The organism is Pseudoalteromonas sp. meg-B1, assembly GCF_003173795.1.
Taxonomy (GTDB): Bacteria; Pseudomonadota; Gammaproteobacteria; order Enterobacterales; family Alteromonadaceae; genus Pseudoalteromonas; species Pseudoalteromonas undina.
Genome location: NZ_QGQU01000003.1, coordinates 474,493 through 494,109 on the forward strand (window position 1 = coordinate 474,493; position 19,617 = coordinate 494,109).

General features: G+C 41.4%; 15 protein-coding genes and 1 pseudogene. 3 read left to right on the top strand and 13 right to left on the bottom strand.

Annotation, left to right across the window (positions count from 1 at the left end):
* The 7 genes from can to ilvG form a co-directional block, all read right to left on the bottom strand.
* Positions 1–666 (bottom strand): carbonate dehydratase, encoded by a 666-nt coding sequence (gene can / locus DK924_RS13955; RefSeq protein ID WP_008112739.1) that lies wholly within the window; start codon positions 664–666, stop codon positions 1–3.
* A 10-nt stretch (positions 667–676) separates the two neighbouring features.
* A complete protein-coding gene (locus tag DK924_RS13960; protein ID WP_109875475.1) occupies positions 677–1,864 on the bottom strand; it encodes a methyltransferase in 1,188 nt (395 codons plus the stop codon).
* 108 nt (positions 1,865–1,972) lie between these two features.
* Positions 1,973–2,956 carry an ABC transporter substrate-binding protein gene (locus DK924_RS13965; protein ID WP_010390353.1) on the bottom strand — a complete coding sequence of 328 codons (984 nt, stop codon included), beginning with the start codon at positions 2,954–2,956 and terminating at the stop codon, positions 1,973–1,975.
* Positions 2,957–3,100: 144 nt separating this feature from the next.
* Positions 3,101–4,654: a threonine ammonia-lyase, biosynthetic gene (ilvA, locus tag DK924_RS13970; protein WP_075169505.1), complete on the bottom strand. Its 1,554-nt coding sequence runs from the start codon at positions 4,652–4,654 to the stop codon at positions 3,101–3,103.
* A gap of 2 nt (positions 4,655–4,656) precedes the next feature.
* Positions 4,657–6,513: a dihydroxy-acid dehydratase gene (gene ilvD, locus DK924_RS13975; RefSeq protein WP_109875496.1), complete on the bottom strand. Its 1,857-nt coding sequence runs from the start codon at positions 6,511–6,513 to the stop codon at positions 4,657–4,659.
* A 101-nt stretch (positions 6,514–6,614) separates the two neighbouring features.
* Positions 6,615–6,857 carry an acetolactate synthase 2 small subunit gene (gene ilvM, locus DK924_RS13980; protein ID WP_028834467.1) on the bottom strand — a complete coding sequence of 81 codons (243 nt, stop codon included), beginning with the start codon at positions 6,855–6,857 and terminating at the stop codon, positions 6,615–6,617.
* Positions 6,854–8,503 carry an acetolactate synthase 2 catalytic subunit gene (gene ilvG / locus DK924_RS13985; RefSeq protein WP_109875476.1) on the bottom strand — a complete coding sequence of 550 codons (1,650 nt, stop codon included), beginning with the start codon at positions 8,501–8,503 and terminating at the stop codon, positions 6,854–6,856. The genes ilvM and ilvG overlap by 4 nt, the downstream gene beginning before the upstream one ends.
* Before the next feature lie 527 nt (positions 8,504–9,030).
* On the opposite strand from ilvG, the gene DK924_RS13990 reads away from it, so the two are divergent.
* The 3 genes from DK924_RS13990 to DK924_RS14000 all read left to right on the top strand — a co-directional run bounded on the left by DK924_RS13990 (position 9,031) and on the right by DK924_RS14000 (position 12,196).
* The gene (locus tag DK924_RS13990; RefSeq protein ID WP_109875477.1) at positions 9,031–10,704 is read left to right on the top strand and encodes a phosphoethanolamine transferase; all 1,674 of its coding nucleotides are present in this window, start codon (positions 9,031–9,033) and stop codon (positions 10,702–10,704) included.
* A complete protein-coding gene (locus DK924_RS13995) occupies positions 10,701–11,072 on the top strand; it encodes a diacylglycerol kinase (RefSeq protein ID WP_010390346.1) in 372 nt (123 codons plus the stop codon). The genes DK924_RS13990 and DK924_RS13995 overlap by 4 nt, the downstream gene beginning before the upstream one ends.
* Before the next feature lie 245 nt (positions 11,073–11,317).
* On the top strand, positions 11,318–12,196 hold the full coding sequence (locus tag DK924_RS14000; RefSeq protein WP_055012286.1) for a TraB/GumN family protein: 879 nt from the start codon (positions 11,318–11,320) through the stop codon (positions 12,194–12,196).
* 6 nt (positions 12,197–12,202) lie between these two features.
* Here DK924_RS14000 and DK924_RS14005 read toward each other — a convergent pair whose 3' ends face one another.
* The 6 genes and pseudogenes from DK924_RS14005 to DK924_RS14030 form a co-directional block, all read right to left on the bottom strand.
* Positions 12,203–13,654 (bottom strand): ATP-binding cassette domain-containing protein, encoded by a 1,452-nt coding sequence (locus DK924_RS14005; protein ID WP_109875478.1) that lies wholly within the window; start codon positions 13,652–13,654, stop codon positions 12,203–12,205.
* Positions 13,655–13,721: 67 nt separating this feature from the next.
* Positions 13,722–15,446, bottom strand: a complete 1,725-nt coding sequence (locus DK924_RS14010; RefSeq protein WP_109875479.1) for a response regulator — start codon at positions 15,444–15,446, stop codon at positions 13,722–13,724.
* A 116-nt stretch (positions 15,447–15,562) separates the two neighbouring features.
* On the bottom strand, positions 15,563–17,893 hold the full coding sequence (locus DK924_RS14015; protein ID WP_109875480.1) for a fatty acid cis/trans isomerase: 2,331 nt from the start codon (positions 17,891–17,893) through the stop codon (positions 15,563–15,565).
* Positions 17,893–18,255, bottom strand: a complete 363-nt coding sequence (locus DK924_RS14020; RefSeq protein ID WP_109875481.1) for a hypothetical protein — start codon at positions 18,253–18,255, stop codon at positions 17,893–17,895. Before DK924_RS14020 ends, DK924_RS14015 begins: the two co-directional genes overlap by 1 nt.
* 116 nt (positions 18,256–18,371) lie before the next feature.
* Complete coding sequence (locus tag DK924_RS14025; RefSeq protein WP_109875482.1) at positions 18,372–19,172, bottom strand: VOC family protein; 801 nt, start codon at positions 19,170–19,172, stop codon at positions 18,372–18,374.
* Positions 19,173–19,506: 334 nt separating this feature from the next.
* Positions 19,507–19,617: pseudogene (locus DK924_RS14030) on the bottom strand (elongation factor Tu); the annotation flags it as partial.

Consider the following 19,617-nt stretch of genomic DNA (forward strand, 5'->3'; position numbering starts at 1 on the left):
TTAAAGGTGACTGTCCGCAGATTTATTTAGTACATGGTGTACTGCTTTTTTATAGCTTTCACACTCTTCTTCAGCACAACTAACTACCGATTCTAAGTCATGCAAATGACCATTTTCTAAGCCATATACCCAACCATGCACCGTGAGTTCCTGGCCTCTTAGCCATGCATCTTGAACAATGCTAGTGCGAGATACGTTACGCACTTGCTCAATCACATTAAGCTCTATTAAACGATCAAGACGTTGTTTTTCTGGCAGAGCATTAAGTTGCTCTAGGTGTTTTTCTTTTACATCACCAACGTGGCGGAGCCAGTTATCAATAAAGCCAAAGCGGTCCTCGTTTAGTACCGCTTGCACACCACCACAACCGTAGTGGCCAACAACCATAATATGTTTTACTTTTAATACTTCGACCGCGTACTGCATAACCGATAAACAATTATGATCGGTATGCACAACCACGTTGGCAACATTACGGTGCACAAATAACTCACCCGGTAATAAATCAACAATTTGATTAGCTGGCACCCGTGAATCAGAGCAACCTATCCATAAGTATTCTGGGTTTTGTTGCATCGATAAAATTTTGAAAAATTCAGGGTTCGCTTCGCTCGTTCTAGATGCCCAGCGTTTATTATTTTCTAGTAAGTTATTTAAATTTCTCATTACATCTCTTTTAGGTTGAGGGCGTTTTTAAACTGGCTAAAATTAAAATATTACGGGGTGTTAATTGCTTCTCACAAAATGTATTAACACTGACGTCATAGCCTTGCTGCTGCAAATATAAAGCACGATCGAGCACAAGCCAAACTTCTATTGCTCTTCTAAACACATGTCGAACCAGTTCAACTCGCTCTGTTACTTTTTTTCGCGCCTGCCCAATCAATAAAAACTTATTGTAATCAATATCTTTTGGCAGTTTTAAGGCTTTTTTGTCTGCCGCCCAGTTACAAAATGCTGCAAACGAATCTGAAAATATCGCTTTATTCACTGAAGGGACGCTGACATACCCTAACTCACCAGTAAGTGACTTTCTTAAGGCATCAAATCCGAGTCGCCACTCCACTTCTGTTTTTCGCACTTTGCCTACTCGCGAAGGAGCTGTAACAGTTTCTTGCAGGGCGAGCTTTAAATCTCTGTGAGTTAAGTTTAATCGACTTTGCTGAGCATGCTCGCTCATCGCTTGGTAATTATTATCAGTAAATAAATGATAGCAACAAGGTGAAAAGCTAATTTGTGGTACTTTTGCTGCACTGGCTTGATGCATAAAAGTTTGGTGTAACGCACCGCAGGCATGCAAAGCGACGGCATGAGTGTGTGAGCTAAAAAAATCCTGAATGCTATCCTTAAGTACATCGGCTTGGCTAAATTGTATTGCAAGTCCCTGCTGCTGTGCACTTTTTTTCCCTTGTTCACACAAATGAGATTGTAGCTCAACGCTGTGTACACTCTGCGCACCATTAAAAGCTAACATTCGCCCTAAATGGCCTTTACCTGCACACCACTCTAATACAGGCTGATTACTAGTGGGCAATGCGCCAACAAAATCTTGTAGCTGAGTAAACTTTCGACCTTTAATACCATTACTGATCCAAAACGGGTATTCCTTCCGAGTATTGGTAATGGCAGGCAATGACACTAATCGGCTAAGTTGCTCAACAGCAGGAATATAGGATGAAAAAAACTGATAGAGCTGTTCTTGATCAGAGTCTAATTCAGCAACCGCCTGATCGGATAAAGCGCTCAAAGGAGCATGTAATTCAGGCCAAGGTAAAACGTCAAAATCAAATGCAGTACACTGCCAATACAAGCGAGTATTCATTAGCAAAGAGTCGAGGGCAGAAAATTGCTCAGTTAAGGTCATAACAGCTTAGGATATAAAAAAGACGCTTAATTATACCAGCACAATAGCACCTAATTAAGCGGTTATTTTTTTAACCTCGCAGAGCAAGGGAATGGAGTAAGTAATCCACTAGCGCGATTTAAACATTAAACGTAAATAGAGGGGGATAGAAATAATGCTTATTATAATAGCCGCAATTAGCATCCAAGAAAGCTGCAGTGTTTCTTGCTTTTTATATTTATAAATAAAATCAGCTTTGACTTCATCAAACTTTGTTTGATCAATCTCATATAAGTCAGCAATTAAACGCCATTTAGCCATCGACATATTACCCACAGTAGTACTCGGTGGAGCAATATAGTCTTTAAGTACCTCAGCCTCATAGGCCAGTTGATGAAAACTGCGTTCAGGCGCATAAAACTGTTGGGTTATGGCAATGGCTTCATCCATATTCATTACCGCGTAGCGCCACCCTTTTAAACTTGCTTGATAAAACTTTTCTACCGTATCGGGGTGATACTTAACCATACTATCGCTGGTAAATAAAATATCCGCGTATACATCCATCCCATAACGTTGTGGACATATAAGTCTATGAGCAACCCCTTGCTGATCCATATGATAAGGTAGGTCGGTAACATACACTTCTATCGCATCTAATTTATTTTCCATCCATGCTTGTTGTAATTCATCGCCTTTGTAAACAGCCAGTTTTTCGGTATCAATACCACTGCGCTTAAGCATAGTTAGTAACTCAGAATTACTCTCTTTGCTGACTTCACTTACACGCTTGTTAATAAAATCACGAGCATGAAAAATATCTGAAGTTTCTTTTACCATCCAACAGTAAGGAGAAAACTGTAATATGGCAGCCATGGCTACAAAGGGTTCACCGGCAATACGGCGTTCTAATATACCTGAATGTGCTACACCAAATTGCGCCTCTCCTCGCTCTACCGCACCAAAACTATTTGGCCGTTTTGGATCGGCAGGAACTATATTGACGTCTAAACCGGCCTCATTATAAAAGCCTTTTTGTTTGGCCATGTAATAGCCAGCAAATTGAAATTGGTGCGTCCACTTTAATTGTAACGTGACTGATTCCTGCGCCATTAACTGGCTACAAAAAAAGCAGATGCTAATTATTATTCCTTTAAGTAGCAAAGCAGGCTTCCATAAACATGATAATTAATTATAACTATATGTAAAACAGCTAATAAAGCAAGCATCGGGATAAGATGCTTGCTTAGGATAGAGTTAGGCTAGAGCGATTTTTTCAAGCTTTTCTGCTTGAGGTTGGGTAGTTAAAAACTGAGTAAAACAGGGATTATCGGTTTCGTCTTGGACACTGTAACCTAGCCGATTTAAGTGCTCATTAAACATCTCATATTGGCTTGGTTCAATAGCAAAGCCTGCTAATACATTCCCCATTGACCCGCCATGATTGCGGTAGTGAAATAAAGTGATATTCCAGTTACTACCCAGCGTATCTAAAAAGCGCGCCAATGCGCCTGGGTACTCTGGAAACTCAAACCTTAGTAAGCGTTCATGTAACTGCTCTGGCGCTTTACCGCCAACCATATAGCGTACATGCAGCTTTGCTAATTCGTTATCTGACAAATCGCAAAAGGTATATTTGTTATCTGTTAGACTTTGTTTAAGCTCTTCAAGTTCTGCTAACCCTTGACGTAGCGCAATACCAACAAAAATTTGCGCCTCGCCAGGCCCCGCATAACGATAGTTAAACTCAGTAATGGCACGCCCACCTAAAGATGTACAAAACTGCTTAAAACTACCGCGCTTTTCATCAATGGTCACGGCTAATAAAGCTTCGTTTTTCTCACCCAGCGCAGTGCGCTCAGCCACATAACGTAAGCGATCAAAGTTTAAATTAGCACCAGACAAAATAGCGGCTAAATTTAACCCCTTTAAACCCGACTGCTGAGACCATTTTTTAAGCCCTGCAGTTGCAAGCGCTCCTGAAGGCTCAGCTATAGCACGGGTTGATACAAAAATATCTTGCATGGCTGCACATATTTCATCGTCTGATACGGTAACTACTTCATCACAAAACTTTTGTGCCAGTCTGAATGTTTCGCTACCAATTATTTTAACGGCAACACCATCGGCAAAACTGCCAACGCGATCGAGCTCTACCGGCTCGCCTGCTGCTAAAGCAGCTTTTAAGCAGGCGCTTTCATTCGCCTCAACCCCTATCACTTTGATATCGGGGCGCAGCGACTTAATATATACCGCCATACCTGCCAGCAAGCCGCCGCCGCCAACAGGAATAAATACCACATCTAAATCGTTGAGCTGTTGCATTAATTCACGGGCAACCGTACCTTGACCAACAATCACATCAGGGTCATCAAATGGCGGTACAAATACGCCGTTTCGCTGCTCAGTTAATTCCAGCGCATACGCTTTTGCGGCATCAAATTGATGGCCATGCAATACGACTTCACCACCCAATGCCCTTACCGCATTAACCTTTATTTCAGGTGTGGTCACGGGCATCACAATGGTGGCTTTGTGCCCTAAGTGTGAGGCACTTAGTGCCACACCTTGGGCATGGTTACCTGCGGATGCGGTGATCACAACCGAGCCTTTAGGCAGCTTATTTAATTTATTAAAAGCACCGCGTAATTTAAACGAGTACACGGGTTGCTGGTCTTCACGTTTTAACCAAACATGATTACCTAATCGTGCACTCAATTCGGCCATTTCACTTACCTCAGTCACCTTGGCTAAAGGCTCCATATTGGCTTGGATAATCGCGCGAAAATAATCGAGTTCTTGAGAAACCATATCTAGCTAAGCTCCTCCAGTTTGGCTAAATCGCGAACCGCACCTTTATCTGCGCTGGTTGCAAGTAGCGCATACGCTTTAAGCGCAGATGATACATAACGATCACGATTAAGCGGTTTATACGCTTGTTTACCACGAGCCAGCTGTTTTTGCTTGCGAGCTTCAAGCTCTTCATCGCTTAACGCCAGCGTTATTTCTCGAGTGGCAATATCGATGATAATTTTATCGCCGTTTTCAACATAAGCAATTGCGCCACCGCTGGCAGCTTCCGGCGATACGTGGCCAATCGATAGACCCGACGTGCCACCTGAAAAACGCCCATCAGTAATTAATGCACATTGCTCTGCCAAACCTTTTGATTTTAAATAGCTAGTTGGGTATAGCATTTCTTGCATACCAGGGCCGCCTTTAGGCCCTTCATAGCGAATAACCACCACGTCGCCGGCTTTTACTTCGCCATTTAAAATCCCTTCTACAGAGTCATCTTGTGATTCGTATACCACAGCAGTACCTTCAAAATGCAGCATTTCATCAACAACACCCGCACTTTTAACGATACAGCCATCTATTGCTAAATTACCTGAAAGCACGGCAAGGCCACCATCTTGACGAAATGCATGTTCTACACTGCGAATACAACCGTTTTCACGATCGTTATCACCCTCATCCCAACGACAATCTTGGCTCATTGCTTTGGTGGTACGAATACCTGCAGGGCCAGCACGATAAAACTTTTGCGCAGCTTCGTTATTCGGATCGGTTGCATCCCACTTTTTAACCAGTTCACCCATTGTCATACCAGCAACATGGTTAACCGATAAATCAACTAACCCAGCCTTTCCAAGCTCGCGAACTATCGCCATCATGCCACCAGCACGGTGTACGTCTTCAATGTGGTATTGCGCTGTAGCTGGAGCAACTTTACATAAAAACGGGGTTTTACGTGAAAGTTCATCAATGTGTGACATATCAAAATCAACGCCGGCTTCTTGTGCCGCTGCGAGTAAATGCAATACCGTATTTGATGAACCGCCCATAGCAATATCAACCACCATAGAGTTCATAAATGCGGTTTTATTAGCGATAGCACGAGGCAGTACGTCTTGGTTATCTTTTTGATAGTACTCACGGCATAAATCAACGATACGTGCACCCGCTTCAACATATAGTTGTTTGCGGTCTTTATGGGTCGCAAGCGTGGTCCCGTTACCAGGCAGCGCAAGGCCAATTGCTTCTAATAAACAGTTCATAGAATTGGCGGTAAACATCCCTGAACACGACCCACAGGTAGGGCATGCAGATCGCTCAACTTGCTCAGAGTCGGCATCACTTACCGATTCATCAGCGCCTTTAACCATAGCATCAACCAAATCGAGCTTAATATCGATATTCGCTAATTTGGTTTTACCTGCTTCCATTGGGCCGCCCGATACAAAAATAACGGGTATATTTAAACGCAGCGCCGCTAACATCATTCCAGGGGTGATTTTGTCGCAGTTAGAAATACAAATCATCGCATCGGCACAATGGCCGTTCACCATGTACTCTACCGAGTCGGCAATTAAATCGCGCGATGGCAGTGAATAAAGCATACCGCCGTGACCCATGGCAATACCGTCATCGATAGCAATGGTATTAAATTCTTTTGGTACACCACCGGCCTGAGTAATGGTTTCAGCCATCAGTTCACTAAGCTGATTAAGATGTACGTGCCCCGGTACAAATTGCGTAAATGAGTTCACAACAGCAATAATTGGCTTACCAAAGTCGGTATCAGTCATGCCTGTTGCACGCCATAATGCTCTTGCGCCTGCGCGTTTACGCCCTTCAGTGGTGGTTGCACTTCTTAATTTAGCCATAGTTACCTCAGTGTTTGCCGCAATTAATGCGGGCATTCCTCATTCTAAAAATTGATGAATAACCAAATAATCGGTTATTCGTAAAATTCGTTAAATTTATTTTATACAGCCTGTTGCTGTAAGCTTTGTAGCGTCACATGTTTCACATCAACCAATTTATTTAACTGGCTAGTAAGCAAGTAAATTGGTTTATCACTATCAACCGTCATTGCCATATTATATTGACCATCGTCCATATTGAGCTGTAAGTGAGTCAAGTCAAAACCACGATGACGCACCACACGTAAAAAGCGCTCGATTGCGACACTTTGACTTTTTAAGGCAATAGTTAAACTGTGTTTCATTGTGCTTTCTCCGTTATCATTTCATCGTTGGCAGCTCCAGGCGGAACAAGTGGCCATACGTTTTCTTTATCATCGATACAAGCATGAACAATATAGGGTCCATCGCTATTTAATAAGGCAGTGATTGCATCATCCACTTGGTTGGCATGGGTAATAGTTTGCCCAGGAATGCCAAACACAGCAGCAAGTTGTACAAAGTCAGGGTTGTCTGATAGGTTAGTTTCGCTGTAACGCCCTTCAAAAAATAGTTCTTGCCATTGGCGCACCATTCCTAAGCGCTGGTTATCAAGTATCAGTATTTTTACTGGTAAATTATTACGGCGAATAGTGGCAAGCTCTTGAATATTCATCATGATTGAACCATCACCGGAAACGGTGATCACAAAGTCATCTTTACGCGCTATCTGTGCACCTATAGCCGCGGGTAAACCAAACCCCATAGTGCCTGCACCACCACTGCTCAAATGGTTGCAAGGGTGGCTAAACTTCATGTGCTGAGCTACCCACATTTGGTGCTGGCCTACATCACAACACACCACACTAGTGCTTGGCATACGCTGGCTAAGTTGATTAAGTAAGTAAGGAGCAAATACTTTTTCACCAGGGTAGTCGTAGCGCCACGCGTGCTTGACCTTCATTTGTTTACTATGATCGCACCACGCTTTTGGTGTAACCACGCACTCAAGTGCAGGGAGAGACGTTTTTAAATCAGCAATTAATGACGCTTTTGCGGGTTTACGTTTTCCGACCTCGGCTGCATCTATATCTAAATGAATTACGTTTGCTTTTGCAGCAAACTTAGCTAAATTGCCGGTTACACGGTCATCAAAGCGTGCGCCAATACACACTAATACATCACATTCTTGCACCGCTAAATTAGCCGCTTGACCGCCATGCATACCTAGCATGCCTAAATCATATTCGTAATCAGGTAATACACTGCCCAATGCTTTAAGGGTTGAAACCGCTGGCATTTGCGTTTTATTTAAAAATTGCATTAACTGCGCTTGCGCATCAGCGGCATGGACCCCGCCACCAACATAGGCAACAGGCTGTTTGGCTTCACTGAGTAATTGGTTAGCAATAGCGACTTGATTTAGATCTAGTTGAGGCAAATATTCATCTACCGCTAACCAAGGTTTAAAAGGTACTTGCGCCATTTGAATGTCTTTGGGGATATCAACCAAAACAGGGCCTGGTCGACCGCTTTGTGCTAAATGCATCGCCTCTTGTAATATTTCGGCTAAATCTTCTGCTCGCTCAACCATATAACTGTGTTTTGTACATGAAAGCGACATACCCAACACGTCTATTTCTTGAAAGGCGTCAGAACCAATAGCTGCGGTTGGTACTTGCCCGGTGATGGCAAGTAAAGGCACTGAGTCCATCATGGCATCAGCCAATGCGGTAATTAAGTTAGTAGCACCCGGGCCTGATGTTGCTAAACATACACCTAAGCGGCCAGTACTGCGTGCATAACCTACGGCTGCAAACCCTGCACCTTGTTCATGGCGAGTGAGGTAATGTTTTACAGGCGCACCATACAAGGCATCGTAAATGGGCATAATAGCACCACCTGGGTAGCCAAATACTTCATCTACGCCGTGATTGGCGAGTAAATCAATTGTTAGTTCTGCGCCTGTCATTAGTAAATCCTCATTCCTGTGTGACAACCCGTTAAAATTTAATCTTAAAACTAAAAAGCCCCCCGGACGGTTAAGTGCGGAGGGCTTTTCAATGCTTAGTTTTTTAAAGCACTACGAAGCCCTCGCGGGAATAATCACCACGATAATAATCAGGACTAGGTTAAGTGCATTGTTAAGCATAAAATTTAATACCATTTAATTTCTGTAATTACGAAACTCTTGTTTCGCTGTCTTTTTATATTAGTACCGCGCTCAGGGCGCTAAGTCAACATCAAATTCAATCCAAAATAATTATAAAAACACGCCGGCTTAGGTTTTAAAATTCAAACAACCTAAACAAAGTGAATTTTTTATCCCTTCATTTCAACTCAGGAAATTCACTATTCTTATAACGGTGAATTATGGTTTGATTAATTTTTAGCAAACCGCTGTATTTTATAGCTCACAAAATAAAATAAATTGACTTCTTAAGCGTTTCTTAAGTGTGACGTCCTAGCATAACAACGTTCACTAAAAAGAGATGTGTTATGAATTCAATTTTCAAACTCAGTAAGCAATCGCAAGCAAACACCAAAAAGCGCTTTTACTTTAACTGCAGCGCTAATGCATTTGTTATTTTAATGGCATGCTATTACGGCTTAATCATTAATATTCCATTTATGCATGGTGCGTTTAGCGCTATTACTTCGCTGCACACATTTTCGTGGTTATTTCTATTTTCTGTACCGCTACTACTTGTGTGTTTATTAGTTATATTTTTTTCTTTGGTGTCTGTTCGAGGGCTATTAAAACCCATCAACTACTTACTACTCGTGCTCTCAAGTGCCGCACTTTACGGCTCATTAAACTATGGAGTGGTATTTGATTACTCAATGATACAAAACGCAGCAGAGACGGACTCTAGTGAAGCGTTAAGCTATTTAAACTTGCAACTTGTTGGCTTTTTACTGCTTTTTGGCGCATTACCTGCCTTTGTTTTGAGTCGTATAAACGTAAACTGTGCCCGCCCACACAAAGAAATACTCAGTCGTATTAAACTGTTACTAGCATGCGGTGCTTTGATTGCTTTAGTGGTAGTAAACTTTTACGCCGATTACGCGGCAACAGGTCGAAATAACCGTATATTGAAAAAAGAAATCATTCCATTTCAATACCTTTCTAGTGGCTATAAGTATGCACGTGACCAGTTGCTTTACAGCGATGTTAAATTTAAAAATATTGATACCACACCAACTTTAGCATCGCCAAGCACAACACGAGTTACTGTCATAGTAGTAGGTGAAACCGCACGAGCTGAAAATTTTTCCTACCAAGGCTATGAGCGCAATACCAACCAATACACACAAAAACATAATGTCACTTATTTCGATAATGTATCGTCGTGTGGCACCGCCACAGCAGTGTCAGTACCGTGTATGTTTTCACTGCAAACTCATGCCAATTTTTCTCGTTTAGACAGTGATAATCAGCAAAACGTGATTGATTTGATACAACAAGCAGGCGCAGATGTCTTGTGGGTTGATAATAACAGTGGCTGTAAAAACGTCTGCTCGCGCGTACCTACCATTAATATTGATAGCAAAGCATCCGGACTATGTGATGGTAAATACTGTTTTGATGAAGCGTTGCTAGCCCCACTAAAGCACAAGCTTGCTAACTTGAGTCAGGCTAATACGCTTATAGTGCTGCATATGATGGGTTCACATGGCCCTACTTACTTTAAGCGCTACCCTGAAAAATTTAAACAGTTTAGTCCAACCTGCGACCGCAGCGATATTCAGAACTGTAACGCTGAAGAACTGGTTAACACCTACGATAATACAATTGCTTATAGTGATTTTATCAACGCTCAAGTTATTGAACAGTTAAAGGCACTACCAGCCAATATTGATAAGCAATTACTGTATGTGTCGGACCATGGCGAGTCGCTCGGTGAAAATGGTGCGTACTTACATGGCTTTCCCTATGCATTTGCACCAACAACTCAAACCCATGTGCCTCTTTACATCTGGGCTGATGAGCATAATCAGCGCATTACAGCCAAGTGTCTCAACAATTTAAATAGCACTTTAGCGCAATCACACGATGCTATTTTTCATACCCTTTTAAACTTAACCGGTGTTGTGAGTAAAACCTACCAAACCTCTGAAGATTTACTCGCGTCATGTCAAACGATTAACCATAGCGAAGCTAAAATATGAATAATAAAACCGTTATAAAACGCCAAGGCCTAATGCGCCTAATTTTTACCTTAAGCCATACATTTAACGGCCTAAAATGGATGAGCCGATTTGAGGCTGCTTTTCAGCAAGAGTTGGTTTTATTTAGTTTGCTAGGCGTATTTGCCTGCTTGCAAGAAATTACTTTAAGTAGCAAGTTAATATTAATTGCCAGCTTATTGTTTGTGTTATTTGCTGAGTTGGTCAATACCGCAGTCGAAGTGGTGGTTGATCGCATCGGTAGCGAATATCATGAACTATCAGGCCTAGCTAAAGACATCGCTTCTGCCAGTGTCTTTATCGCCATGCTCATCACCGTTCTGCTTTGGTGGTCTGTTTTATGGGCTTAATTTGCCAAAGTAAAAAAAGCATTAGTGCTGCCGTAGGTCATGATGGTGTTTTTTCTCAGTCTATGAAGCTTTTCACGAATCGCCTTGAGTTCATAACAAAGTGAACGCGCTTTGACTAATTTTGGCAACATGGCCTACAGCAATAATTGGTATCAATAGCGCTTTTAATCTGGCATTTTTACGTTACCTATATAGTAAACTAAGTTAGTATTTATAAAACAACTTAAACATGGCTAGGATTTTTTATGAAAGTGTCATTGCGTATCAGTCATTTATTGATAACGTTCGTTTTTTTAGCATTTAGTGTCAATGGCTATGCAGCTCCTGCTCTATTCAAAATAGAAAAACAAGGCGCTAGTTCGTATTTATTTGGCACCGTGCATGTAGGTGATGCCAGCATGAAAGGGCTACCACAAAAAGTGACTCACGCACTGGATAACAGCAAGCAAGTGGTTGTTGAAGTGGATATTAGTAAGCTATCACCTTTACAAATGCAGCAACGCTCTATGCCGTATATGCTGCTTAATAACGGGCGCACACTACAGAGTGAGCTGTCGACAGAAAATTATCAACTCCTGAAAGACTACTTTGCTAAAAAGTCGATTGATATTGCCATGTTCAACAGCTTTAAACCTTGGGCTGTGATGTTAACCATGATGCAAATTGAGTTTCAAAACGCAGGATATTCAGATAAAAATGGCATTGATAAGCAAATATTAGATTATGCCCAACAGCATAATATTAAAATTGCAGAGCTTGAAACCATAGAGCAGCAACTACAAATGTTTAATGGGTTAGAGTCATTAAGCAACGCTATGATGGCAGAAACCTTTGAACAACTCAGTGATATTAATACCTACTTTATTTCTCTAGTAAATGCATGGAAACAGGGCGATATGAAAACCCTAACCAGCTACTACCACACCAGTTTTGATAACAGCCAATACGGCCAACAAAGCGAACAAGTGATGCTAATTGAGCGTAATAATAATTGGGTCACTCAGCTCACCCCAAAACTTGAACAAGGCAATATTTTTATAGCGGTAGGTGCTCTGCATTTAGTTGAGCAACATGGCTTAATTAAACAACTGCGTGACCAAGGATTCACGGTGACTCAGTTATAAACAAGCTTATATAATCAACTCACTATGAGCCGTATGCTGTTCATAGTAAGTTGGTTTAAAATCTTCCATTTCTAAGGTGTGTTCAATCCCTTTAATGGTATCTGCTGCATGATGGTTTACATAAATAACGGTACTCGTTTTTGCCGCACACACCTTTTCTATTAGCAGTAAAACGCGTTGACGATTTGCCTCATCAAGCCCTAAACATGGCTCATCCAAAATAACTAATGCGGGGTGTTTAACCATTGCGCGTACAATCAGTAATAAGCGCTGATCGCCATACGATAGTTGAGTAAAAGCGCAATTTGCTTTATCGCTTAGGCCAATTAATGCCAGCCACTGTTTCGCTAACCGCATTTGTAACTCGCTGGCTTGTTGATATAAACCAATACTATCGAAAAACCCAGAGATAACAGTATTGAGCGCCGAAATACTCACTCTATACTGTAAATGCAAGGTATTAGAGATATAACCAATATGCTGTTTTATATCCCAAATACTCTCTCCTGTGCCACGCTTAAAACCAAACACCTCAATCTCATTGTTATAACACTGAGGGTTATCACCGGTGATTAAATTTAATAAACAGGTTTTTCCTGAGCCATTCTTGCCGGTAAGTTGCCAATGTTGGTGTTGCTTAATTGTCCAGTTTAAGTTCTCAAAGATAGTCTGTTCACCATAACGTACATGCGTATCAGTAAGCTTAACGAGTGGCGCGTTTACATTTGAAATAAAAGTAGGCTCGGGTGAATCTGGAATAGTTATAGATGTATGTTCTAAATGCAGTAACTTAAATAAATCGGCTCGTTTTGCTGCGCACGGTTTTGCTAAGCTATGTTGTAAAAGACCCTTGCTCACATAAGCAAAGTGATCAACAAACGCAGGAATTTCATCAACACGGTTTAGTACAAACACAAAGCAAGTGTGCGTACTCAGTTGCTTTAATAGGCGGTTTAACTGCCTAGCCGATTCAGTGTCTAAGCCATCAAATGGTTCATCAAGCACAACTAAATCACTATTAGCAGACAGTGCTTTAATCAATAATAATTTACGTGTTTCACCGGTCGATAAATCAGTAAAATTACGATTAAGTAAGGCATCAAAATTAAGAGCAGTAATTAGCTGTTGACATAAATCGCGATTAATTTCAGGCGCAGAAAAGAGTATGTCGGTTACTTTTTGTGGTTTATCACTTTTGCGATTAGCGCTTAATAACTGCTTTTGTAAATCACTTGAAACTAACTGTAGATTATTAAAAGTACTATGGCGTTGCCCACTTTGTTGCTTGGCTTCACCAATAAGCGTAGCCCCAAGCGCAGATTTACCGGCGCCATTGCCGCCAAGCAATACCCAGTGTTCCCCCTGTTTTACTTGCCAAGTTAAATCCTTAATATAATAGCGATTACTGCCACCGGTGGATAAATAACCATTAAATTGCTGAAGTAAAATTGAGCTCACACTAGCTACCAAAATAAGTCTTAAAAATTCAAATTAACGTACAAAATAACAATTAGGCAAGTGAGATTTAATCAACCTCTGTTAGAAGAGCATCGTTTAGTGCCGCTATTATACTTTGCTGATCTATGGGTTTATGAATATGACTTATTGCTCCACAAGCTTTAGCGCGAGCTATATCACTATCAGAAGTGTTTGCGGTAACCACAATAATGGGTCGTGTTTTGTCTTTTTCATGCAGCAGCTTTGTGGCTTCAAAGCCATCCATAACCGGCATATTTAAATCCATAAATATAACATCATAGCTATTTTCAGCCGCCATTTCACAAGCGACTTTGCCATTTTCAGCCGATTCAACCTGTATGTTCAAAGAACTTAATAACTTTGTTAGTACCAACATGTTGAGCGGGTTATCTTCAACCACTAAACACTTAAGATCATCAGGCAAGCGCGTTGGCATAGTTTCGCTTGTGTCCATCTCTAATGGTAGGCTCAAAAATACAATGGCGCCTTGTGGATGATTATTCTCAAAACGAATGTCGCCATTAAGCGCATTAACAATATATTGCACGCGGGTAAGCCCTGTTCTGAGGCCTTGAAAATGGTTACTTTGTTGATTGTTATCTAATTCGAGCTGACCAACCGGGTGGCTAAAGCCACAGCCACTGTCTTTTATGCTTAACTCTAACTGATGGTTATTGAGCGTAGCAATGACGGTGACCTCTCCTTGCTCAGTAAACTTTAATGCGTTATTAAGTAGTTCAGAAACAATTTGCTGTAGCCGTGCGTGATCTACAATCACCACGCAGTCTAAGTTCGGTGCTAACTCGGTAATTAGCTTTAACCCTTTCTCAGTACAGCCATATTGATACACAGCCAGTATTTTTTTTAAAGTTGTTAGTAGGTTGTCTGAGGTCGGCTTTAACGACCAGCGATTTAAACTAAGCGCTTGCAAATCTTGAAGTTCATCTAACATCGCTAGCAGCCTAACAGAACAATACTGAGCTTGACGCTGAATTTGTTGTTGCGAGCTGGGAATGCTTAATTCATTTATAGAACTAATTAATCCCTGTAACGGGGTTCTAAACTCATGACTGGCGCGTGCGATAAAATGCTCTTTATTCTGACTGACTTGCTCGGCAAATTCTTTTTGTTGTTGATACTCAAGCAGAGTCTGCAAAACTTGCCTTTCCATTGGCATAAACACAAATCTTAACTCTAGAAGCAATAACGCTAGAGTCAAAAACCAACACAACAGCTCAATATTGGCTACCCAATTAACCTTTGTCACCGCTTGCTGCTCAAATAAGCTCACCGCGGTGTCTAATTTTTTTAATAATGCTTCAATCTCGCCCACAGAAAACATCACGGGATTCGCTTGTTCTTGTTGGGTCAGTAATTTTTTTGCTTGTTTTATAAAACTAGATACCTCGGCATCTAGGTTACCTGGGGCGGCATAATATAAATCAACTAAAGCAGCATTTAAATAAATCGCCTCACCTTGCTTATTTTTAGTGAGTAAAAAAGTATGTCCTTGCTCGAATAGCCCAAGTGAGTGGGCTAACGATTTCAGGTGCTGTTCGTTGTTAGCTGTTTGATTAATTAGCGCATTACTATGCCACGCTATTTTTTGTGACAGCATACGTTGCTTACCCGCTATATTGATAATTTTCGCATCGTATTTTTGCACAGAAAAGACGTATTGCATGAGTAGTGCGGATACGCTGATCAGCAAGGCAATAGCAATTAATGCCCACCGATAACGCGTGCGAATACTCTTTACAATATTAAACATAAACCAAGCTGCTTTTTATTTTCACTTTAGTCTAACTGTAGCAAGTTAATCAGTTAATTCACTAATTATTAGATATAAAAAAGCCCAACTAAAAAGCTGGGCTACTTACAATATCATTAACGATTTTCTAAGCGGTTATAATCAAACATACCAAATTCAACCCCTCGATACTGGCGGGCAACGTGATGTAATATATCGCTGTATTGCCAAAACTGAGGGTGCGTTCGACGAATCGCAAACTTAGACTTTAAAGCCCGATAATCCGCCTCTACTTGCATAAGCGGTAACTGCTCTGCAAATGCAGCAACTTGTTGCGGGTTATTTAAATACCAAATTGCTGATGGGTAATCACCAATAAAACCTGGCACAATTGTCACGGTATCTTCTTCATAAGCACGCTGGCCGTCTTCGTTTAATAAGCTCGAAATATTATAATGGGCGTTATGATGAATAATCGTATAAGCCTTGTGCTCATCTTGCTCTTTTACTAACACATACGATAGCTGCGGGAGTAAGTTAATTGCTTTAGCGGGCATGGTGTTAATTGCACTTAATGGTGCGGGTACTTTTTTATAGTCATAACGAGGACTTAATACCGGCTCAAGCGTTTGTTTAATTAATCCATATAACTCTGATTGTGGCTTATCAGTTTGGTAACTAATACCGCTGGGCTGACTAAACTCACGGTTATTTTCGAAAAAGGTCGATAGACTTGGCGGTGATTTACGATACCAGCTTTGCTTAATAGCTTCGCGTTGTGACTCTGGTAATAACGCAAGAAAGTTTTGCTCACCTTCCAAGCGTAAAAAATCCATATATAAACGTGTTATCAATTGATGGCCAATATTGCCATACACATCAAAGCCTGCCACTAGTAAGTAGTGAATACGCTCAAACAATGCATAATCAAGTACCCACATCGTTTTAGGTTGCTGGCCAACAAGCCCTTTTACAACAGTTGCACTATCGAAATGGCGAAAAATTGTCAGCGCCGCATTTTGGTTATGCCCTTCCCCTTTCCACAGTAAATCAGTAGTTAAGTGCTCGCCATTTTTGAACATTTTATTAGCTAGCTCAACCTTGGCTTTTAAATAGCGTTTTTCGCGAACTGAATATTTTACCCAGTTAGAAATAGGTAACGCATTACTCTCCTCGGCTGCTGGTAACTCTAATGCGTCTTCATGTTGCATTAGCATTTTACCAACCTCTGGAGTCGCCACTTTATCAGGATCGGCAAATGCCACCCAAAAATGATCATTAATCACGTTCAGTGCAATTTGACCACGACAGACAGGTCCTTTAATGAAGCCCATAATAATTAACTCAGCTTCATCGAGCATAAATTGATACTTAGCATCAATAGGCAGTGCTTCAAAAGTTTTAAATGGGTTTGATGCAAGTGCTGGCTCATAGCTTGGTAAGCTAGATACAGTGTATTTTGGTGCGATGAACTGCTGATATAAGCGCGTTAACTTCTCATCCGTCAACTTAAGTGGCAAATGCGTTTTTGACAAAATAGTAGAACGATCGTGAAGCAGTCGATAATAAACACGCTCAACATTTGGGTTATCATAAGGGCGACGGGCGCTAATTAACTTAATATCTTCCCCAGGAGGAGTGCTTGAACGCACCAACTTAAAAAAGTTTGGTGATTGCGCATCACTAAAATAGATGTGCGCTAAAAACCAATGTTCATAAATATAACGCGCTGATAACTGATACTTCAAACCATCTTGATTTAAAAATGCTTCCCAGTTTTTTACCTTTGCAAGCTCAGCAGCTGATGGCGGCTTGATATGCGCCATTTTCCCACCTTTTTTAATCCAATTTTGTAGATGCTGAAATTCAGCAGCCGACACCCCTGGTAAGCCATAAGGCATACCCGCATGCGGTTGCTCATCCGCTAATTGGTCAAATTCACCCATGGTCGCACAACTTTGGTTGCGACTAAGCGAAAAATCAAAGCGTTCATCTAATACTTCATCTTCTGGCAAAGGTGAACTTTGCTTTAATACCAGCGTGTTAAATAACACACTACCGGCTAAATTGGCTTCTTCATTTTGTGCTCGCTCGTTTAATACCGGGCTAAACTCTTTTTCACGCCATTGCTCAGTGGTGGTTGCATCAAATAATAATCGGCTCGGCGTTGAGGCTAACAACCGAGTACCGTCGTACACCAACTCTTTACTTAGCCCTCTATCTATTCCCTCAGGAGACGACAACTTCAACTGGCAAGGCGCATCATAACAACCATGGCAAACCACGCAGCGAGTATCTATTACAGGCTTTACATGCTGAAGAAATTCGGCGCCATCACCACTATTAGCGTCAACAATACGCGCTTGTGTTTTTTCGGGACCAAACAGTTCGTTATAATGAGCATTTCCTAGGTAGGCACAGCCACTTAAAATAATCAGTACAAATGTACTTATAATGATCTTTTTCATTACTCTGCCTCATCGCCCAAATCGAACGTGGGCATCATATCAACTTGAGGTGATACGAATGTCAGCTCATCAGCTGTAGTCACTACAGCGCTTAATAGAGGGCCTTGGGTGAGCGTTAGTTGAGCGTCATGTTCGCTTTGCACTACACTTGAAAAGCTTGAATTGATGACATTCAATTCATAGTCCGTAATGCTTATGCCAATACTACTGTCAGCACTGGGATTTTGGCATAGCTGAGTCAGTAGCTCATCACTTAAAATAACTGAAATTTCCACGTCAGGCTGCGCTAAGTCACGGGTACTTAGTGTCTCATCTAGAATAAATAAAGGGAGGGTTAAATTGCTATCTTGTTCAAGTTCCATTGGACTCTCTTGCTGACTGGCGGTGTAATTACCGCCATTATAGCAAAAAAGCACATAATTACTGCGACTAAATAACCATACTAAAGCCTAAAATTAATCCTAAGCATTGCTAATTACTAAGCTTTAATATCATCCATTGCCGATTCAATAATAGAAAAAACAGCCCCTTGAGGATCGCAAATAACACTAAAACGCCCTATATCAGGGATATCTGTAGCAGGTACGCACACTTGCCCTCCAAGGATCGCCGCTTTTTTTACATAGCTATCGCAGTTATCCACGGCAAAGTAAATCATCCAATGGGGAGGCACGTCTTCTGGCCACTCATTATTCATTTGTAGCATGCCCGCTACAGGCTTACCTGCAACTAAGAACAAGGTGTAATCCATACCTTCCATAGGCTTTATTTCACTTTGCCAACCTAGTAATTCGCAATAAAAGTGACGGCTCGCTTCGCTATCACGCGTTGCCATTTCGTGCCAATAAGGCGTGCCGAGCTCACAAGGACGCTGACATCCTATGTGCTCTTTACCTTGCCATAACGCCACTATGGCGCCGGTTGGGTCTTTAAGCATTAACATGCGCCCTGCATTCATAACATTGTGAGGGCCTGCTATAATTTGCGCGCCTAGCTTTTGCGCCTTAATTGCACATGTATCAACATCATCTACTGCAATATAGGTAAGCCAGTAGCTAGGTGTGGAATCGTCCACTTGCTCTTTAGGCATTTGGTACATGGCAGCAATATCGTCACCTTGCTTTTGAAGCATTGTGTAATATTCATCTTCGCCAATTGGCTGGTCGTCATTCCCCCATTCAAACAACGAGGTATAAAAAGCTTTTCCATCTTTCCAATTATGAGTACACAGTTCAGCCCAGCAAAATATACCTTGCGGATAATTATTTTTATTATTCATCGCCCATTTCCTGTTGTAAATTTAAGCTATTTTTAGCTTAGGCTAATAGTCTATAAGAGTCGATAGCTATTCAATGAATAGACATGTCTTTACTGAGTTTTAGCGTATAGTCATATTCCCTTCTATGAAAAAACAGCGCTCAAATATTAAACTATAGATATTCAGAGGTTCTTAAACCGCTGGCTTCTACTCGGGGTTGATACTAACTCAGGCTACTTAGCTTACATTAACACCGAGCAGCTAAAAGCTGATAGCTAATCACTTTTCTTCAAGCATTAAAAAACCCGAGACTAAGCTCGGGTTTTTTTAATGCTTAACGCATTACAACAGTTGATTACTCAACGATAGTTGCAACAACACCAGCACCAACAGTACGGCCACCTTCACGGATAGCGAAACGAAGACCTTCGTCCATCGCGATTGGCGCGATTAGAGTTACTGTCAT